Origin of the sequence: Agrobacterium albertimagni AOL15 (assembly GCF_000300855.1) — a bacterium.
Classification (GTDB): domain Bacteria; phylum Pseudomonadota; class Alphaproteobacteria; order Rhizobiales; family Rhizobiaceae; genus Allorhizobium; species Allorhizobium albertimagni.
On the sequence record NZ_ALJF01000023.1, the window covers coordinates 18,846 to 36,902 of the forward strand.

Genomic DNA, 18,057 nt, shown 5'->3' on the forward strand with positions numbered 1-18,057 from the left:
ATCGACGTTCAGCCGACGAAGGCGCGTTCGATGACGAATTCCGCCGGCTTGTTGTTGGCGCCTTCGGTAAGGCCCGCCTTCTCCAACAGTGCCTTGGTATCCTTCAGCATGGCGGTCGAGCCGCAGATCATGCCGCGATCGATTTCGGGATCGAGTGCCGGGACGCCGAGATCGGTAAACATCTTGCCATTCTCGATCAGGTCGGTGATGCGGCCCTTGAAGGGATAGTCTTCGCGGGTCACCGTCGCATAGTGCTTCAGCTTGTCGCCGACGACTTCGGCGAGAAATTCGTGATTCTTGATCTCGTCGACGAGATCGAAGCCGTATTTCAGCTCGGCGACGTCGCGGCAGGTGTGGGTGAGGATGACTTCCTCGAACTTCTCATAGGTCTCGGGATCGCGGATCAGGCTGGCGAAGGGCGCGATGCCGGTGCCGGTCGAGAACATGTAGAGGCGCTTGCCGGGAGTGAGCGCGTCGAGCACCAGCGTGCCCGTCGGCTTCTTGCGCATCAGCACCTTGTCACCCGGCTGGATGCGCTGCAGGTGCTGAGTAAGCGGGCCGTTCGGCACCTTGATCGAGAAGAATTCGAGTTCTTCATCCCAGGAAGGGCTTGCTATCGAATAGGCGCGGTAGATCGGCTTTCCCTCGACCATCAGGCCGATCATCGCAAACTCGCCGGAGCGGAAGCGGAAGCCGGCCGGACGGGTCATGCGGAAGCGGAAAAGATGGTCGGTGTAATGGGTGACGCTCAGAACCGTTTCGGCATAGACGCCCTCGGGCACGATCAGTTCGGCATTGTCGGTCTTCACAGGAGCATTCATAGGCTGTCGGTCCTATCGTTCGGTCGATTGGGAAGAGCCTATAATCCAGACCGTCCCATTCCACAATTCAGCCGGCATGCAGATTTCGCAGCCGAGATATCCATGAAAGCGAAGGCGGCATCCTTGACCGAGGTCAATTCGCCGCCTCCACATAGCGATTTGTTGATGTCTCAGGCGCCAGTGGAGCCAAGACGACGCCAGCTGAAACCACCGACCGCCTCGGATTCCCGAGCCGTCGGCTGGTAGCGCTGGGCAACGCCCGTGAGACAGTTTTCGGCAAGCCTACGCTGGGCGACCGGATTGGTGACCGCGAAGCTGTCGAAGCCGGTGCGCAGCATCAGCGGCACCTGGTCGATCAGGACATCACCGACGGCACGGAGTTCGCCGGTATAGCCCAGGCGTTCGCGCAGCAGCGTCGCATGGCTGAAGCCGCGGCCATCGTTGAAGGCCGGGAAGGCAACGGCGATCAGCGCGATGCGATCGAGATGCGGCTCAAGCTTCTTCACGTCATCGGCAGGCGCAATGTATACACCGAGACCGACGTCGTTGGTTTCGCCAACGGCTTCGAGGAAGGCGTCCAGCGGCAGAATGGCCTTTTCGCCCTCCCCTGCCTTGCGCTCTTCGGTTTCTGTCACCCAGATATCGCCCTCGACGAAACCGGTTTCTTTCCAAATCTTGGTCATCACGTTTCCAGTCTCACGCGGCTTCGGCAGAAGCGTTGCCATAGAGCGCGTCCTTGAACGGCTTGGGGCCGACGCGGCGATAGGCTTCGAGGAAGGTCTCCTTGGGATCGAGGCGCAGGCCAAGATAGGTATCGACGATGGTCTCTACCGCGTCGGTTACCTTTTCCGGCTCGAAACCGCGACCGATGATCTCGCCGATCGACGAGTTCTCGTCTCCCGAACCGCCGAGCGTGATCTGGTACAGTTCAGCACCCTTCTTCTCGACACCCAGCAGGCCGATATGGCCAACATGGTGGTGGCCGCAGGCATTGATGCAGCCGGAGATCTTGATCTTGAGTTCACCGATTTCCTGCTGGCGCTCCAGCGAGCCGAAGCGGGTCGAGATCTCCTGTGCCACCGGAATGGACCGTGCATTGGCCAGCGCGCAATAGTCCAAGCCGGGACAGGCGATCATGTCGGTGATCAGGTTGGAGTTTGCCGTAGCGAGGCCAGACTTCTCGAGCGCCTGGTAGAGCGTATAGAGATCGCCTCTGGCGACATGCGGCAGGATCAGGTTCTGCTCGTGGCTGACGCGGATTTCGTCGAAGGCGTAACGCTCGGCGAGGTCCGCAACGAGATCCATTTGCGCATCCGACGCGTCACCCGGCGTGCCGCCGATCGGCTTCAGCGAGATCGTCACCATGCCGTAGTCGGGATGACGATGCGGCTGGACGTTCTGCTTGACCCAGGAGGCGAAGGCCGGATCCGCCTTCTGGGCGCGGGCGAGCGCTTCCCAGCCATCTGGACGGTCTGTCAGTGCCGGCGGGGCAAAATAGGTTTCGATCGCGCGGATATCGCCTTCCGGCAGTTTCAATTCGCTGTCGCGGATCTCGGCGAACTCGGCTTCCACCTGACGGGTCAGTTCCTCGACACCGGTCTCATGCACGAGGATCTTGATGCGCGCCTTGTACTTGTTGTCGCGACGGCCGTGCAGATTGTACACGCGAACGATCGCGGTGATGTAGGTCAGAAGGTCGGCTTCCGGCAGGAAACCGTTGATCTTCTTGGCGATCAGCGGCGTGCGGCCTTGGCCGCCGCCGACATAAACGGCAAAGCCGAGCTCACCCGCTTCGTTCTTCTTCAGCTGCAGGCCGATGTCATGCACCTGGATCGCGGCGCGGTCCTTTTCTGCGCCGGTGACAGCGATCTTGAACTTGCGCGGCAGGAAAGAGAATTCCGGATGCAGCGAGGACCACTGACGCAGGATCTCGGCATAGGGGCGCGGATCGGCGACTTCGTCAGCGGCCGCACCAGCGAAATGGTCGGCGGTCACGTTGCGGATGCAGTTGCCCGAGGTCTGAATGGCGTGCATTTCGACGCTTGCGAGATCTTCCAGGATAGCTGGCGTATCAGACAGTTTCGGCCAGTTGTACTGGATGTTCTGGCGCGTGGTGAAGTGACCATAGCCGCGGTCATATTTGCGGGCGACATGGGCCAGCATGCGCATCTGCCTGGAGTTCAACGTGCCATAGGGAATGGCGACACGCAGCATATAGGCATGAAGCTGGAGATAGACGCCGTTCATCAGGCGCAGCGGCTTGAAGGCGTCTTCGGCAAGCTCACCCGACAGGCGGCGGGCCACCTGGTCGCGGAACTGCTCTACGCGCGCCGACACAAAAGCGTGGTCGAATTCGTCATAACGATACATGTCTTACCTCAGGCCTCAAGCCGCAATGAATGCCGGGTCGGCATAACCGTGACCCTCGGCATAAGCGATGGTCGGGCCTTCCGCCCGGATACGTTCGCGCAGGCGCAAGGGGCGCAGTTTGCCGTCCTTTTCCTCAATCTCGATGACGTTCACATCGACGACGAGATTGCTAGCGAAGGCCTGCTTGCCGGCGGTTTCCAGCGCTTCGACAGCCTCAGCATGGCGGGCAACGAAGGCTTCCTGCAGACGCTCGGCCCACTGGCCATTGGCGTCCAGCCAGACGGCGATGCCGTCGGTCAGGCGGTTTGCTGTCAGAACCTTGTCTACCATGTCAATTCCTCTGCGTTTCCAGTTCAGCCGTCACGTGCGCGCCCAAGGGTTCGGAGCGGCTGAAATCGGCGCCGGCGACGGCGTCGCCGATGATGACCATGACCGGACCCGTCAGCTCCGTGCGAGCCTCCAGGCTTGGCAATTCCTTGAGGGTACCGTGCAGCAGGCGGCTGTCGCGGCGCCCGGCATTTTCGACGACCGCAACGGTCGTGTCCTCGGCGAGCCCGCCTGCCATCAGGCGTTCGGCGACGGAGGCCGCCACCGTGCGGCCCATATAGACGGCGACTGTGGCACCCGATAGCGCAAGACGCGCCCAATCCGGCAGGACGTTGCCCTGCAAATCGTGGCCGGTGGTGAAGACCAGCGACGAGGATACGCCGCGCAGGGTCAGCGGCAGTTCGAAGTCGGCAGCGGCAGCAAGTGCCGAGGTCACGCCGGGGACGATCTCATAAGGAATTCCTGCATCGCGAAGTGCTGCCATCTCTTCTCCGGCACGACCGAAGATCAGCGGATCGCCCGACTTCAGGCGGACAACGCGCTTGCCGGCATGACCGAGCTCGACGAGGAGCGCGTTGATCTCGCTTTGCGACTTCGAATGACAGCCCTTGCGCTTGCCGACGGGAATACGCTCGGCATCGCGGCGGCCCATATCGACCACTTCGCGCGGGACCAAGGCATCATAGACAATCACGTCGCATTCCATCATCAGGCGATGGGCACGCAGCGTCAGCAGATCTTCCGCACCCGGGCCTGCACCGACGAGGAAAACGCGACCTTCAACGCGATCGGCAGCAACGCCCTTCAGCAGGCGTGTCGCTTCGCGGCGGGCAAGGCTGATCTCGTCGGATTCGACGTGATCTGCGACCTTGCCCTTGAAGAAATCGCGCCAGAACAACCGACGCGGCGCTCCGCGCGGCACGAGGCGATCAACGGCGCGGCGATAGGAATTGGCGAGGCGACCAAGCTTGCCGAGCGAGCGCGGCAAAAGACGGTCGATGTCGGCACGGATCATCTGGGCGAGAACCGGGCCCACACCTTCGGTGCCAATGGCAACGGCGATGGGGGCACGGTTGACGAGTGCCGGCGTGTAGAAATCGCAGTAGTCGGGCTGATCCACGGCATTGGCCGGGATGCGGGCGGCGCGGGCGGCAGCCACGATCTCGCGGTCGAGAGCGCCCTGCCCCGTTGCGGCAAAGACCAGACGCGCGCCCTGAACTTGCGAGGGATCGAAAGTCTTGGCGATCTGCTCAATTGCGTTTGCAGCCAGAAAGGCAGCGTAATCCTCTTCCGGGGCATCAGCATAGGCGATGATGCGGGCTTCGGTGTTCTTCAGCAGGCGCGCCTTGGCATAGGCCTCGTCACCGTTTCCGAAGACGGCGGCGACCTTACCCTCGACCTTGAAGAAGGCCGGGAAGACCGAAAGCTGTTTGTCCTGCTGTGCCATGAAGCATCCGTTCAAAGTAAGCCTCATCATCGCGTTTCGGCTTTGAGAATTGAAGAAACAGGAATCCCTTCGCCCCCGCACTGAGGTATTTCTGTCCTAGTCTCCTCGCCCTTGCGAGCAAAATGCACCGTTGTGTTCAAAGTCTGACGCGATCGCTCTCGCCCTCGCCTAAATGGCTGGGAAAACCGAAGTGGGTGCATCATTTCCCTTTCGGCCGCTGCTCGGCAAGCGCTAAGATTGCATTGCACAAGACTGCGGAGCGCGCCACCTTGACCACACCCGAACTTACCCGTCGCCTTCTCGACGTGATCGAACATGACATCCTGCCGCTGACTGCCAAAGGCGTCGCTGCCGGCAACAAGGTTTTCGGCGCCGCCATCCTCAGGAAGTCGGACCTGTCTCTCGTGCTTGCCGAGACCAACAACGAGCTGGAAAACCCACTCTGGCACGGCGAGGTTCATACATTGAAGCGCTTCTACGAGCAGGGCGAGCGGCCTGACACGAAGGACCTGATCTTTCTCTCGACCCATGAACCCTGCACCATGTGCATGTCGGCGATCACCTGGGCGGGTTTCGACAATTTCTACTATTTCTTCAGCCATGAAGACAGCCGCGACGCCTTTGCCATCCCCCATGATCTGAAGATTCTGAAGGAGGTCTTCGGCCTGGAGCCCGGCGGCTATCGGCGGCAGAACGCCTTCTGGCTTAGCCATGCGATGATCGAAATGGTGGCCTCCGCCAGCGATGCCGATCGCCCCGCACTCTTCGAACAGGTGAGCCATATCAAGGCTCAGTATGACCTTTTGTCGGAGACTTACCAGTCGTCCAAGGGCGACAACGCCATTCCGCTCAACTGAGCGAGCCATACGGGATAAAAATGGAAGCCTCCACCGACATCGATCGCCTACTCGAAATCATGGCGGCGCTGCGCCAGCCCCAGACCGGGTGCCCCTGGGACATCGTCCAGACCTTCGAGACGATCAAGCCCTATACAATCGAGGAGGCGTATGAAGTCGCTGACGCGATTGAGCGCAAGGATCCGGACGATCTCTGCGAGGAGTTGGGCGATCTGTTGTTACAGGTGGTCTTTCATGCCCGTATTGCTGAAGAGGAAGGCCTGTTCTCCTTCGGCGATGTTGTCGAGGCGATCACGCGCAAAATGATCCGGCGGCATCCGCATGTCTTTGCGCGATCCGATGCCGATACGCCCGACGCTGTGAAGGCGCAGTGGGACAAGATCAAGCAGGACGAAAAAGCCGAACGTCTCGCACGCCGGGCAGCCCGTGGCTCGGCCGCCGATCCCGACACGGGCTATCTCGGCTCGGTACAGCGGTCATTTCCGGCGCTCACAGAAGCGTTAAAGCTGCAGGAACGGGCCGCCAAGGTCGGCTTCGACTGGTCGGAGGCTGCCCCGATCCTCGACAAGATCGAGGAGGAAATCGGCGAATTGCGTGAGGCGCTGGCCGAAAATCGGCCGGACAAGGTCAAGGACGAACTCGGCGACCTGATCTTCGCATTGGTCAATATCGGCCGGCATGTGGGGGCGGAACCGGAACAGGCACTGCGCGGCACGAACACGAAGTTCCGCAATCGTTTCAGTTATATAGAAACGTCTCTTCATGCTTCGGGCGAGACGCTGGAGGCGGCTTCGCTGGAACGGATGGAAGAGCTCTGGCAGGCGGCAAAAGGCATCCAGCGGCAAATTGGTTGAACCAGCATGAAGCTCACGGGACTTGATGTGGCCATTGCGGGTGCTGGCGTCGGGGGACTTGCGCTCGGCACCATGCTCGCCCGGTTCGGCGCCTCCGTGACGCTCTACGACCAGATGGAGGCGCCGCGTCCGGTGGGCTCCGGCTTTGTGCTGCAGCCGACGGGTGCTCAGGTCCTTTCGGCGATGGGGCTTCTCGATCTAGTCGCCGCGCGCGGAAGACGCATCGACCGTATGGTCGGACGCTTGAAAGACGGCGGCAAGCCTGTGCTCGACGTGCGCTACCGGTCGGGCGAGTTCGGGATCGCCATCCAACGAGTGGCGCTGTTCGACGCCTTGTTCGAGGCGGCTCGCATAGCCGGTGTGATTTTCGAGGCATCGGCGCGGATCAGCGGCGTTGAGCCGGGGCCTCGTGCCCGTCTTGTCTTCCAAGATGGTTCTCGGTCATTGCCGGCCGACCTTGTGATCGATGCCATGGGTGCCAATTCGCCGATTGGCAGTCGCCCGGACAGCGAACTCAGTTATGGAGCGCTTTGGGCAACGGTACCCTTCCCCGATGACGGGCCTTTCCAGGAGGACCTGCTCGAACAACGCTACGACCGTGCCTCACGGATGGCCGGCGTGCTGCCGGTCGGGACCGCCCGCGAAGGGGCGCCCGCCATGGCGACCTTTTTCTGGAGCCTGCGCACCGCTGATCATCCCGAATGGGTCAAGGCTGGACGCAACGCTTGGCTGGAGGCGGTGGCCAAGCTCTGGCCGGATGCGCTTCCGCTCGCTGCCGTCGCGGAGCCGGTTCATGCGCGCTATCGCCACCAGACGCGTCCGCCGGTGATTGGGCGCCATGCACTGAAGATCGGTGATGCGTGGCATGCGACCAGCCCACAACTCGGCCAGGGTGCAAACATGGCGCTGCTCGACGCTGCATCGCTCGGCTCCGCATTGGTTCACGCACAGGATGTCGAGAAGGCGATCGCGCTGCATTTGCGGCAAAGGCAGATGCATGTGCGCAGCTACCAGTTCCTCAGTCAGGTGCTGACGCCCTTCTATCAATCGGACAGCCGTCTCTTGCCTGCGCTCCGGGATCACCTGATCGCCCCCGTGACGACCTTGCCGGGCGTGCGATCCATCATCTCGACGCTTGTGACGGGCGATCTTCTCGATCCGGTCGGTCGGCTGCGGCTCTCCGAGACATTCGGGGCCGCCGCAGTGGCCCGATCGCACCCGTAATCATCCATTCGCAGCAGTCGTTGCCCTTGGCTTGGCAGCGAGGATGCAGGACCGAAACATGGGTTGCGGTCAAGGTTGCGAAGAGACGTTCGAAAACGGCGCCATGCCAGGGGCAGCCGGGAGTTGCTAGGGGGTTATTCTGGATCGCAAGCTGCACGACCGGTTGGCGCCAGCCACGGACCTCGGCTGAGAACCGGCCGCTCCCTGCAAAGGTCCAGGCATGGGCTGAGATGGCACGGACAAGCAGGCGAGCGGTGATGGCGGTTGGCAGGTGTGGCAACAGGCGACGTGCCGGTTTTGGGATGCGAATGGCCAGCAAATAGTGGCCGGTACGGTGCCCGGCTTCCGCCAGGACGTGGGTGGCATCCTCTTTAGACAAGGTGTCGCGGAGCACGGCGAAGAGCCGCTGCGGTTCCCGTTCATCCAGCATCGTGCCGGGTGGATCGGCGTAGCGATGGCCGATGCCCGCGCGATCAAAGATGCGCCGGGCCGTCTTTTCGCCAAACAGCGCCGCGAGCGCCTGACCCGTCTGGGTCAGGCTATTGGGCCCGATCCGGGCGCCGTTACCGCCTGAGGTCGGCGTGCCGCTGCGGGCAAGTTCCATCTCTCCCTCAGAGCCCTCAGCTTCCCTTCCCAAAAGGCGGGCCTCAGACGTGGACATCGTGGCTCTCCGGCCCTCCGCCGCAGGCAAGCACGGGTGTCCGCGCCTCTTCCGCGGCACCAGCCTTGCGAGCACGCAGCTGGCTTGCACGGTCGGAGGCCGCCTGCCAGTCGTCGATCTGGGCCGGTGCGATCTTGCGGGTCATGTCGAAGCCGAAATCGACCTTGTCCTTGGATTGCGGCCCCCAGTAATTGTGCTTGCCGAGATCGTAGAATTTTCGTTCGAAGCCGGCTTTCATGAAGGCCTTGAGGCAGCCGAGAAGATAGCGCCGCCGAAAGCCCTTGCCGCGCCACGGATAGTGGAAAAGCGCCTTGATCATGTAGAAGCGTCGGTAGTTGTTCATGACGCGGTCGAGCAGTTCGGCACGGTCCATGGCGTCGGGCTTCATGATCGGTGTGACGAAGTTGTACTTCGAGAAGTCGAAGATCTCGACCTTGTCGCCAAGCTCCTGGAAGAGCGGCGAGAAGGGCCAGGGGGTGTACATGGCCCAGTTGGCGAGATCCGGGTTCCAGTCGCGCGCCATGCGATAGGTTTCCTCCAGCGTCTCCGCCGTCTCGTTCTCCAGGCCAACGATGAACTGCGCTTCGGTGAAGATATCGGCCTCGCGCAAGAGGCGGATCGCTTTCTTGTTCTCAGCGACCTTGGTCTCCTTGTTGAAGCGATCGAGCTTCAGCTGGGCGGCGGCTTCCGTGCCGAGCGAGACATGCACGAGGCCGGCCTTCCGATAGAGGGCCAAATATTCTTCGTCTCTGATAATGTCGGTGACGCGGGTGTTGATGCCCCATTTGACCCTTGCCGGCAGACCGCGAGCGATCAGCTCTTCGCAGAAGGCGATGAATTTCTTGCGATTGATGGTGGGTTCCTCGTCGGCGAGGATGAAGAAGCCGACCTGGTGGTCGTTGACCAGCTTCTCGATCTCGTCGACCACCTTTTTCGGATCGCGGATGCGGTAGTCGCGCCAAAACTTCCATTGCGAGCAGAAGGAGCAAGTGAAGGGGCAACCACGCGCCATATTCGGGATCGCGACCCTCACACCGAGCGGCACATAGATGTACTTCTCCCACTCGAGCAGCGTCCAGTCCGGCTCCACGGCATCAAAATTCTTGACGGTGGGCGCGGCTGGTGTCGCGATGATCTTGCCGTCATCGGTGATGTAGGCGAGGCCCTTGATCCCCGCCCTCGCCTCCTTCCAGTTGCCGGCGGCAAAGGCGCGGGCGAGTTCGACGATGATCTCCTCGCCCTCGCCGCGAACGATAACGTCGATGAAGGGCGCCTCGGTCAGAACCTGCTGGTACATGAAGGTTGCATGGATGCCGCCGAGAACCCGGAGCGCCCCCGGGCAGACCTCTTTTGCGATATCAAGGCAGCGCTCGGCCATGTATATCGAAGGGGTTATGGCGGTGCAGCCGATCAAATCCGGCTGCAGACTGCGTAATTCCTCGCGCAGCCGATCCTCGGTCATGTCGTTGGTCATGGCATCGAGGAAATGGATGTCAGTGAAGCCTGCGGACTTCAGCGCACCGCCGAGATAGGCGACCCAGGCGGGTGGCCAGTTGCCGGCGATCTCGGCGCCGCCGGAGTGATAGTTCGGATGAATGAAGACGACGCGCATGACCACCTCCCATATGTGTAAACAAAAGTTGACACACATGGGCGCGCGATCAGTTGACCTGGATCAAGCGGTGAAGATGCGCTTTCAGCGCTCCCAGTCTTCCCTGACGGGAGGCTTCAGCCCGCCGAGTTTGCGTTCGAGCTCGTTGGCCTGGCGATCGGTCAGGCGCATGTCGAGGCTGACGGAGCCGTCCTCGTGATCTTCACGGCCATCGACGATGCCGTTTTCATAGAGCCAGGAAATCACAGCGTGCTTGTCGCTGGGAATCGTGATTGTAGCCTCGGTCAGCACGCCCGAGAGGCGCTGCGAGATGACGTCGAGCAGGGTGTCGACGCCCTCGCCCGTGACGGCGGAGACCGGCAGGACGTTTTCGCGGCCGGCCGCCTTCTGAAGAAGACCGTCATGGTTCTCAGGGTCGAGACGATCGATCTTGTTCCAGACTTCGAGGATGCGCTCGGCGCGTTCCTTCTCGTCGATGCCGAGATCGTCGAGGATGCGCAGGACATCCGCCGACTGAGCTCCGTTATCCGGATCCGACATGTCACGGACATGCAGCACCAGATCGGCTTCCAGCACCTCCTCCAGTGTCGCGCGGAAGGCAGCGACCAAGTGGGTGGGCAAGTCGGAGATGAAACCGACGGTGTCCGACATGATCACGGTTCGACCATGCGGCAGCTTCATGCGTCGCAGCGTCGGATCGAGCGTCGCAAAGAGCATGTCTTCGGCGAGCACGCCCGCACCGGTGATGCGGTTGAACAGCGTCGACTTGCCGGCGTTCGTATAACCAACGAGTGCCACGATCGGATGCGGCACCTTGCGGCGCTTGGCGCGGTGCAGCTGGCGGGTTCGAACAACCTGCTCAAGCTCGCGTTCGAGCTTGATGATCTTGTCCTGCAGCTGACGGCGGTCGGCTTCGATCTGGGTTTCACCCGGACCACCCATGAAGCCCGCACCACCGCGCTGGCGTTCCAAGTGCGTCCAGGAGCGAACGAGACGGCCCTTCTGATAGTTGAGATGGGCGAGCTCGACCTGCAACGTGCCTTCCTTGGTGGAGGCGCGGCGACCGAAGATTTCGAGGATGAGGCCCGTACGGTCGATGACCTTGGCGCCCCATTCCTTTTCGAGATTGCGTTGCTGAACCGGTGTCAGCGGATGATCGACGATGACGAGACCGGCATTGTGCTCGTCTAGCAGCGCCTTGACCTCGGCGATCTTGCCGGACCCCATCAGCGTTGCCGGGCGCGGCTGGTTGATCTGGACGATCAGACCCTGAACGATGGTGAGATCGATGGCGCGCGCAAGGCCGATCGCCTCTTCGAGACGCGCCTCGTTCGAGCGGCTCGGTGCCGGTGGTGCGCCGTCGGGTAGCGGTTGCGCCTTGGCTTGCTTCAGGACCGGCACGAGCACGAGCGCCCGCATGTCATCCCGGCCCTTTTCGTCCTCCGGGATGATCGAATCGTTTGATGTATCGCGGCTGGTTATGATCTCAGTCCTGTCCGGAGGAGGCTTCGTCGTTCTCGAACATCGTCATCGGCTGGCCCGGCATGATGGTCGAGATTGCGTGCTTGTAGACCAGCTGGGAATGACCGTCGCGACGCAGGAGAACGCAGAAATTGTCAAAGGATGTCACAACACCGGTGAGCTTCACGCCGTTGATCAGGAAGATCGTCAGCGAAATCTTCTGCTTGCGAACGGTATTGAGGAAAAGATCCTGCAGATTCTGAGAACGTTCCGCCATGGCGCCGCTTCTTTCTTTCTTGCCGGCCTTTTGTCGACCGGTGTGATTATTGTTTGATAACTGATCAGCGTCGGGAAAATGCCCCTCGCCCTCCGCCGAAAAAACGTGGTATCAAATCACCGTCTTCTCCGCAATGTCGAAAAAGGTCGAACGAATACGCTCGGCCATGGCGCCGGGATGACCGTTTCCGATCGACTGCCCGTCGATTTCGACGATCGGAAAACAGATGCTGGTGGCAGCGGTAATGAAAACCTCCCGCGCCGACAGCATTTCCTCACGGGAAAACTCGCGCTCCTCGACGCGGATGCCAAGCTTTTCGGTCACGTCCATCAGGCCTGTGCGGGTAATCCCACGCAGGATGCCGTGTTCGGCGGGGCGCGTGATGAGCAGACCGTCCTTATCAACGATCCAGACATTGGTCGCCGCACCTTCCGTCACCATGCCGCGCGAATCGACATAGATCGCTTCCTGCGCACCCTGTTCCTTCGCCGCTTGGCGCGCCATGGCATTGGGCAAAAGGCCGACCGTCTTGATGTCGACGCGGTCCCAGCGATTATCCGGCAGCGTGATGGCCTTCAGTCCCGTCTCGTTCTTCTTCGCGATCACGGAGGGATCGGTGATCTTGGCAGTGATCACGAGGCTTGGCGGCGTGTCGGCTGAGGGGTAGACATGGTCGCGCCGGGCAACACCACGCGTCACCTGGAGATAGAAGAGACCATTCTTCACACGATTGCGGCGTGCCACTTCACGGATGACTTGGGTCAGGGCCGCGCGGCTCATCGGGCTCTTCATCCGCAGCAGTGAGAGCGAACGATCAAGACGGTCGAGATGCCGCGTGAGGTCCACGATCACGCCATGGCGAATCTCGCAGACCTCGTAGACACCATCGGCGAACTGGTAGCCGCGATCCTCGATATGCACCGCCGCGTCGGCATGAGGCAGGTAACGGCCATTGACATAGGCGATGCGTGGCATGGGATTGCTTCTTTCAGAAATACTGGATCGAAACGCGGAAGAGTTGCTCGACATGGCGCACGGCGTCGGCGGCTGCGAACATGACCACGCGATCCTTGGCCTTGATCTTGGTTTCACCATCCGGGCGGATCACCGCCTTGTCGCGCAAGATCGCGCCGACGCGCAGGCCGGGCGGCAGTTCGAGTTCACGGAAGGGCTTGCCGACGAGCGGCGAGGTTTCAAGCGCCTCAGCCTCGATGACCTCGGCCTTGCCCTTCTGGACGGCATAGACGGCGCGGATACGGCCCTTACGCACATGCTGGAGCACGCGAGAAATCGTCACGGCACGCGGGTTGATATGGGCATCGATGCCGATCGAGGTGGCAAGATCGTGGAAGGACGGGCTGTTGATCAGCGCCATGCCAGACTTGCAGCCCAGGCGCTTGGCCATGGCGGCGCTCAGGATGTTCGTCTGGTCATTGTTGGTGAGCGTCACCATCAGATCGGCATCCTGGATGTCGGCCTGCTGGAGAATGTTCTGATCGAGCGCCGAGCCATGCAGCACGATGCCGTCCTGCAGCTGATCGGACACGGATAGTGCGCGCTCGCGGTCGTTCTCGATGATCTTCAGACGCGTTTTGGGCTGCATCTGCTCGATAGACTTGGCGACGTAGTAACCGATATTACCGCCGCCGGCGATGACGATACGGGCGGCTTCCTGTTCTTCATGGCCAAAGAGACCAAGGGTTCGACGGGCGTGGTCCCGCTGGCAGATGACATAGGCCAAGTCACCGACCTGCAGGTGGTCCTGCGAGCGAACGACATGCAGGCGGCCGTTGCGCCAGATGGCGCAGACGGTGGCCATGAGATCAGGGAACAGTTCGCTGAGCTGATTGAGCGGCGTGTCGACAACAGGGCAATCTTCCATGCACTCGATGGCGAGCATCGCAATATGGTCGTCGGCGAAACGGACGATATCGGTGGCGCCAGGGAAGGAAATTCGGCGCAACACCATCTTGCCGACTTCGATCTCGGGCGAGATCGTGACGTCGATCGGCAGGTTGTCGCGACTGAAGAGGTCCGAATATTCAGGACGCAAATAGTTTTGCGAGCGAATACGGGCAATCTTGGTCGGCACGTTGAACAGGGAATGCGCGACCTGGCAGGCCGTCATGTTGATCTCGTCATAAAGCGTGACGGCGATCAGCATTTCGGCCTGGTCGGCACCTGCGCGCGCCAACACGTCCGGATGGGCGCCGTGACCGACATAACCGCTGACATCGAGGGTCTCGGTGATGTGAGAGACGAGAGATGCCGAGGTGTCGATCACCGAGACGTCGTTGCCCTCCTGGGAGAGGCGTTCGGCGATACCGTAGCCGACCTGGCCCGCGCCGCAGATGATGACTTTCATGGCAAGCTTCCTGCCCCAGGTTCGCGGTCTACCGGATTCGTTTCGCCCGCTTATACGCCAAGCGATTTCAGTTTGCGATGGAGGGCCGAGCGTTCCATGCCAACGAATTCTGCGGTCCGCGAGATATTGCCGCCGAAGCGGTTGATCTGGGCAATCAGATAGTCGCGTTCGAACATCTCGCGCGCTTCGCGCAACGGCAGGGTCATGATGTGCGTGTCGTTGCGAGCGGACACCTTCGGCAACATGTCCGAGAGATCCTGCGGAAGCATTTCGGCGCTGATCGGCGAATCGGGGCTGTCGCCCTGGGCCAGAATCATCAACCGCTCGATGTTGTTGCGTAGCTGGCGGATATTGCCGGGCCAGTCATTGGCCTGCAGAACTGCCATGGCGTCGTCGCCGATCTTGCGCTGACGGATTCCGGCCTGTTCGGAAACCTGGCGCATGAACATGTCGACGAGGAATGGAATGTCCTCGCGGCGCTCGGCGAGTGCCGGCACCTTGACCGGGACTACGGCCAGGCGATGGAACAAGTCCTCGCGGAAGCGGCCTTCGGCGATCAGGCTCTCCAGGTTGTAGGCGCTGGACGAGATGATGCGCACGTCGACCTTGACGCGCTTCGATCCGCCGACACGCTCGAACTGCTGTTCGACGAGTACACGCAGGATCTTGTTCTGCGTTTCGCGCGGCATTTCTCCGATTTCGTCGAGATAGAGAATACCGCGATGGGCCTCTTCGAGCGCACCAATCCGGCGCGGCTGGCCGGGTGTGCCCTCGGTGCCGAACAAGGCCATCTCCATGCGATCAGGCGTGATCGCCGCCGCATTCAGCGAGACGAACGGTCCGCCCGAGCGGGCGGATCGCTTGTGGATCATGCGTGCGACGAGCTCCTTGCCCGAACCGGAGGGCCCGAAGATCATGATGCGGCTGTTGGTCGGCGCAATCTTTTCGATCGTCTGGCGCAATTGCGAGACGGCCACCGAGGTGCCGATCAGTTCGATCGCATCACCCGTGCGGCGCTTCAGTTCGGAGACCTCGCGCTTCAGCTTGGAATTCTCCAGCGCGCGCTCGGCAATCAGGATCAGCCGATCCGCCTTGAAGGGCTTTTCGATGAAGTCGAAGGCACCCCGCTTGATCGCCGAGACTGCCGTCTCGACATTGCCATGCCCCGAGATCATTACGACAGGCAAGTCGGGATGGCGCAGCTTGATCTCGTCGAGCAGCGACAGGCCATCGAGGCGGCTGCCCTGCATCCAGATATCGAGGAAGACCAGACGCGGCACGCGATCCGAAATGGCGGCCAGCGCGCTATCGGCGTCATGCGCGGTGCGGGTTTCATGCCCTTCGTCGCTCAGAATGCCGGAGACGATCTCGCGAATGTCTTCTTCGTCGTCGACTACGAGAATATCAGAGGCCATGGACCTTTTCCTTATCGCTTTCAGTCTCGATAGCGGCAGTGTCTGCGCGCGGCAGGATGATGCGGATCATCGCGCCCCTGCCCCGGTCGAAATCGGCCGGTGCGTCGTGCAGCTCTAGCTGCCCGCCATGCTCTTCAATAATCTTCTTCACGATCGCGAGGCCGAGGCCGGTGCCCTTCTCGCGCATCGTCATGTAGGGTTCGAGAATCCGGTGGCGGTTCTCGCTCGGCAGCCCGCGGCCGTTGTCGATGACATCGACAATGAAGCGGTCTTGCTCACGGTCGAAGGCCGACCGCACCAGGATCTTGCCGCCCTCGCCAAGCTCGTCCTTCGGTACGGCTTCGATCGATTCGACGGCATTCTTGACGATATTGCCGACCGCCTGCGCGAGCATGCGTGCATCGAAGTTTCCTTCGAGCGGCTCCGTGCCGAATTCCCGCTGGAACTCAATTTCGGCACTGCCGATCTCACGAAGAAAAACGGCGTCGGTCAGGATCTCGCGCAAGTCGGAGCGTTGCTTCGTCGGCTTCGGCATGCGGGCAAAGGCCGAGAACTCGTCGACCATGCGGCCGATGTCTTCAACCTGGCGGACGATGGTATCGGTGCACTGGTTGAAGACCGCCTTGTCATCCTCGGCAATCTGCTTGCCATAGCGACGTTTGAGGCGTTCGGCCGACAGCTGGATCGGCGTCAGCGGGTTCTTGATTTCGTGCGCAATACGCCGGGCGACGTCTGCCCAGGCGGTCGAACGCTGGGCCACGACTAGGTCGGTGATCTCGTCGAGGGTGATGACATAGGAATCAACCGAGCCTCGCGTCTCCTCGCGCGTGACCTGCACGTTGAGCGTCCGCTCCTTGCCGCCGCGGATCATGTTGATCTGCTCGCGGTAACCACCGCGATGGCGGACGGCTGCTTCTGCGAGAACTCGATCCACTTCCGGGGCCACCAGGGCGAGTTTCTCGCCGATCAACTGCTCGCCGGGCAGTGCCAGGAAATACTCGGCAGACGGATTGACGATGGTGATGATGCCATCGTCCTCGACGCCGATGACGGCGGCCGTGACACCGGAGAGCACGGCCTCGATGAAGCGGCGGCGGTCATCGACCTCGTCCTTGGCCTCAAGGATCTCGTCACGCTGCGAGCGGATCTGCGAGACCATCTTATTGAAAGTCCGCGACAGGCTGCCGACATCGCCATCGGCGGCGCGTACCGGCACGATAACGTTGAGGTTCCCCGAGGCGATGCTGTCGGCCGCGCCAATCAATAGCCGGATGGGTCTGACGATCCGGTCGGCGACCGCAATCGCTGTCCAGATCGCAGCGAGCAGAACGATCAGGGCAAAACCGAGATAGAGAATGGCAAAGGCGATCTGCAGCGTCGTTCGGCCATCTTCCATCGACTGGTATTCGGCGGTGTTCTCTTCCATCAGGCGCATGGCCTGCATGACCTTCGGATCGACTGCGCGGATCGTATAGAGGAAGGTGCCGGAAATACTGTCCAGCTTGATGATGGCGCCGACGAGGTTCGTGATGCCAGGCGGGATCAGCGTCGGCTGGCCGGAAGCGGCGCTGCCCAGGGCATCGCGCGGAATGGCCGGGAGCGGTTTGTCCGTATCGATATCCGCCTGGGTGATCGCCGATCCATCCTCGCGCACCAAAAAGGCACCGAGCATCCCGCGGCCCCGGGCCTGGCGCGTCATCAGATCCACAAAGCCCTGGCGATCGAGATAAAAGAGGGCGCGATTGCGTTCGAGGTCATTGGCCATCGAGATCGTCTGGCCCTGCAGATAGCTTGCGCTTTCCAGCATGTAGGCCTGCGCGACATTCATCGACGAGGAGACAATCGACTGCGTTCTGATCGAGAACCAACGGTCGAGACCGACATTGAGGGTGATCGACGCGAATATCGCCACCAGGATCGCCGGCGTGATTGCGATGATGGAAAACAAGGCGACGATTCGCACATGCAGACGCGCAGCGGCACGGCCTCGGTTGCGCGCCTTGAAGAGACGCATCACCTCGCGCCCGATCAGGAACATCAGGCCGACGATGAACAGCGAATTGATGACGGCAGAAGCAACGAGGACCTCAGAGGTCGGCTCGATCGATGTGAGGCCCAGCAAGATCGGCAATGTCAGAGACGCACACAGGAGCGCGCCGCCAGCCAATAAAAGGCCCGGCAGTGCGAAGGATGCGCGCCGATCCTGCGCCAGCGCGCTGTCGACGTCCGCTGCGGAGGCAGTCCTCACGCGTGCCATCATCTTCCCCCGGATCCGCGTAGCCGGATCTCGTTCATGCGGCGACCTCTCGATCGCGGCAAATTGTGTGCTGCAAAACTCCGTCGGGCCTGCCTCACGCAAACGGCGC

16 protein-coding genes are annotated in these 18,057 nt (G+C 61.4%); 3 read left to right on the forward strand and 13 right to left on the reverse strand.

Annotated features, from left to right (window positions below; translation table 11 throughout):
- Window positions 1-8: 8 nt before the first annotated feature.
- The 5 genes from QWE_RS21940 to cysG form a co-directional block, all read right to left on the reverse strand.
- Window positions 9-821, reverse strand: coding sequence for a ferredoxin--NADP reductase (locus QWE_RS21940; protein WP_006728375.1), 813 nt, complete (start codon window positions 819-821; stop codon window positions 9-11).
- A 170-nt stretch (window positions 822-991) separates the two neighbouring features.
- Window positions 992-1,504 carry a DUF934 domain-containing protein gene (locus QWE_RS21945; protein WP_006728376.1) on the reverse strand — a complete coding sequence of 171 codons (513 nt, stop codon included), beginning with the start codon at window positions 1,502-1,504 and terminating at the stop codon, window positions 992-994.
- Between the two features lie 13 nt (window positions 1,505-1,517).
- Window positions 1,518-3,191, reverse strand: coding sequence for a nitrite/sulfite reductase (locus QWE_RS21950; protein ID WP_006728377.1), 1,674 nt, complete (start codon window positions 3,189-3,191; stop codon window positions 1,518-1,520).
- 15 nt (window positions 3,192-3,206) lie between these two features.
- Entirely contained in the window at window positions 3,207-3,521 is a 315-nt protein-coding gene (locus QWE_RS21955) for a DUF2849 domain-containing protein (RefSeq protein WP_006728378.1), read from the reverse strand.
- A 1-nt stretch (window position 3,522) separates the two neighbouring features.
- Window positions 3,523-4,965 carry a siroheme synthase CysG gene (gene cysG / locus QWE_RS21960; protein WP_006728379.1) on the reverse strand — a complete coding sequence of 481 codons (1,443 nt, stop codon included), beginning with the start codon at window positions 4,963-4,965 and terminating at the stop codon, window positions 3,523-3,525.
- A 269-nt stretch (window positions 4,966-5,234) separates the two neighbouring features.
- On the opposite strand from cysG, the gene QWE_RS21965 reads away from it, so the two are divergent.
- The 3 genes from QWE_RS21965 to QWE_RS21975 are packed head-to-tail and all read left to right on the forward strand — an operon-like array spanning window position 5,235 to window position 7,900.
- The gene (locus QWE_RS21965; RefSeq protein WP_006728380.1) at window positions 5,235-5,822 is read left to right on the forward strand and encodes a deaminase; all 588 of its coding nucleotides are present in this window, start codon (window positions 5,235-5,237) and stop codon (window positions 5,820-5,822) included.
- Between the two features lie 20 nt (window positions 5,823-5,842).
- The gene (gene mazG, locus QWE_RS21970) at window positions 5,843-6,676 is read left to right on the forward strand and encodes a nucleoside triphosphate pyrophosphohydrolase (RefSeq protein ID WP_006728381.1); all 834 of its coding nucleotides are present in this window, start codon (window positions 5,843-5,845) and stop codon (window positions 6,674-6,676) included.
- 6 nt (window positions 6,677-6,682) lie between these two features.
- Window positions 6,683-7,900, forward strand: coding sequence for an FAD-dependent oxidoreductase (locus tag QWE_RS21975; protein WP_006728382.1), 1,218 nt, complete (start codon window positions 6,683-6,685; stop codon window positions 7,898-7,900).
- Here the strand turns inward: QWE_RS21975 and bchJ are convergent.
- The 8 genes from bchJ to QWE_RS22015 all read right to left on the reverse strand — a co-directional run bounded on the left by bchJ (window position 7,800) and on the right by QWE_RS22015 (window position 17,948).
- On the reverse strand, window positions 7,800-8,561 hold the full coding sequence (bchJ, locus tag QWE_RS26065; protein WP_083872986.1) for a bacteriochlorophyll 4-vinyl reductase: 762 nt from the start codon (window positions 8,559-8,561) through the stop codon (window positions 7,800-7,802). The two genes, QWE_RS21975 and bchJ, sit on opposite strands and share 101 nt — an antisense overlap.
- Window positions 8,548-10,173 (reverse strand): magnesium-protoporphyrin IX monomethyl ester anaerobic oxidative cyclase, encoded by a 1,626-nt coding sequence (gene bchE, locus QWE_RS21985; protein ID WP_006728384.1) that lies wholly within the window; start codon window positions 10,171-10,173, stop codon window positions 8,548-8,550. The genes bchJ and bchE overlap by 14 nt, the downstream gene beginning before the upstream one ends.
- Window positions 10,174-10,257: 84 nt before the next feature.
- Window positions 10,258-11,592 carry a GTPase HflX gene (gene hflX, locus QWE_RS21990; RefSeq protein WP_006728385.1) on the reverse strand — a complete coding sequence of 445 codons (1,335 nt, stop codon included), beginning with the start codon at window positions 11,590-11,592 and terminating at the stop codon, window positions 10,258-10,260.
- 67 nt (window positions 11,593-11,659) lie between these two features.
- The gene (gene hfq, locus QWE_RS21995) at window positions 11,660-11,911 is read right to left on the reverse strand and encodes an RNA chaperone Hfq (protein ID WP_006728386.1); all 252 of its coding nucleotides are present in this window, start codon (window positions 11,909-11,911) and stop codon (window positions 11,660-11,662) included.
- Between the two features lie 111 nt (window positions 11,912-12,022).
- Window positions 12,023-12,886 carry a D-amino-acid transaminase gene (locus tag QWE_RS22000; RefSeq protein WP_006728387.1) on the reverse strand — a complete coding sequence of 288 codons (864 nt, stop codon included), beginning with the start codon at window positions 12,884-12,886 and terminating at the stop codon, window positions 12,023-12,025.
- Between the two features lie 13 nt (window positions 12,887-12,899).
- Window positions 12,900-14,276, reverse strand: a complete 1,377-nt coding sequence (trkA, locus tag QWE_RS22005; protein ID WP_006728388.1) for a Trk system potassium transporter TrkA — start codon at window positions 14,274-14,276, stop codon at window positions 12,900-12,902.
- A gap of 50 nt (window positions 14,277-14,326) precedes the next feature.
- Complete coding sequence (gene ntrX / locus QWE_RS22010) at window positions 14,327-15,691, reverse strand: nitrogen assimilation response regulator NtrX (RefSeq protein WP_006728389.1); 1,365 nt, start codon at window positions 15,689-15,691, stop codon at window positions 14,327-14,329.
- The gene (locus tag QWE_RS22015; RefSeq protein ID WP_006728390.1) at window positions 15,681-17,948 is read right to left on the reverse strand and encodes a sensor histidine kinase NtrY-like; all 2,268 of its coding nucleotides are present in this window, start codon (window positions 17,946-17,948) and stop codon (window positions 15,681-15,683) included. The genes ntrX and QWE_RS22015 overlap by 11 nt, the downstream gene beginning before the upstream one ends.
- Between the last annotated feature and the right edge of the window lie 109 nt (window positions 17,949-18,057).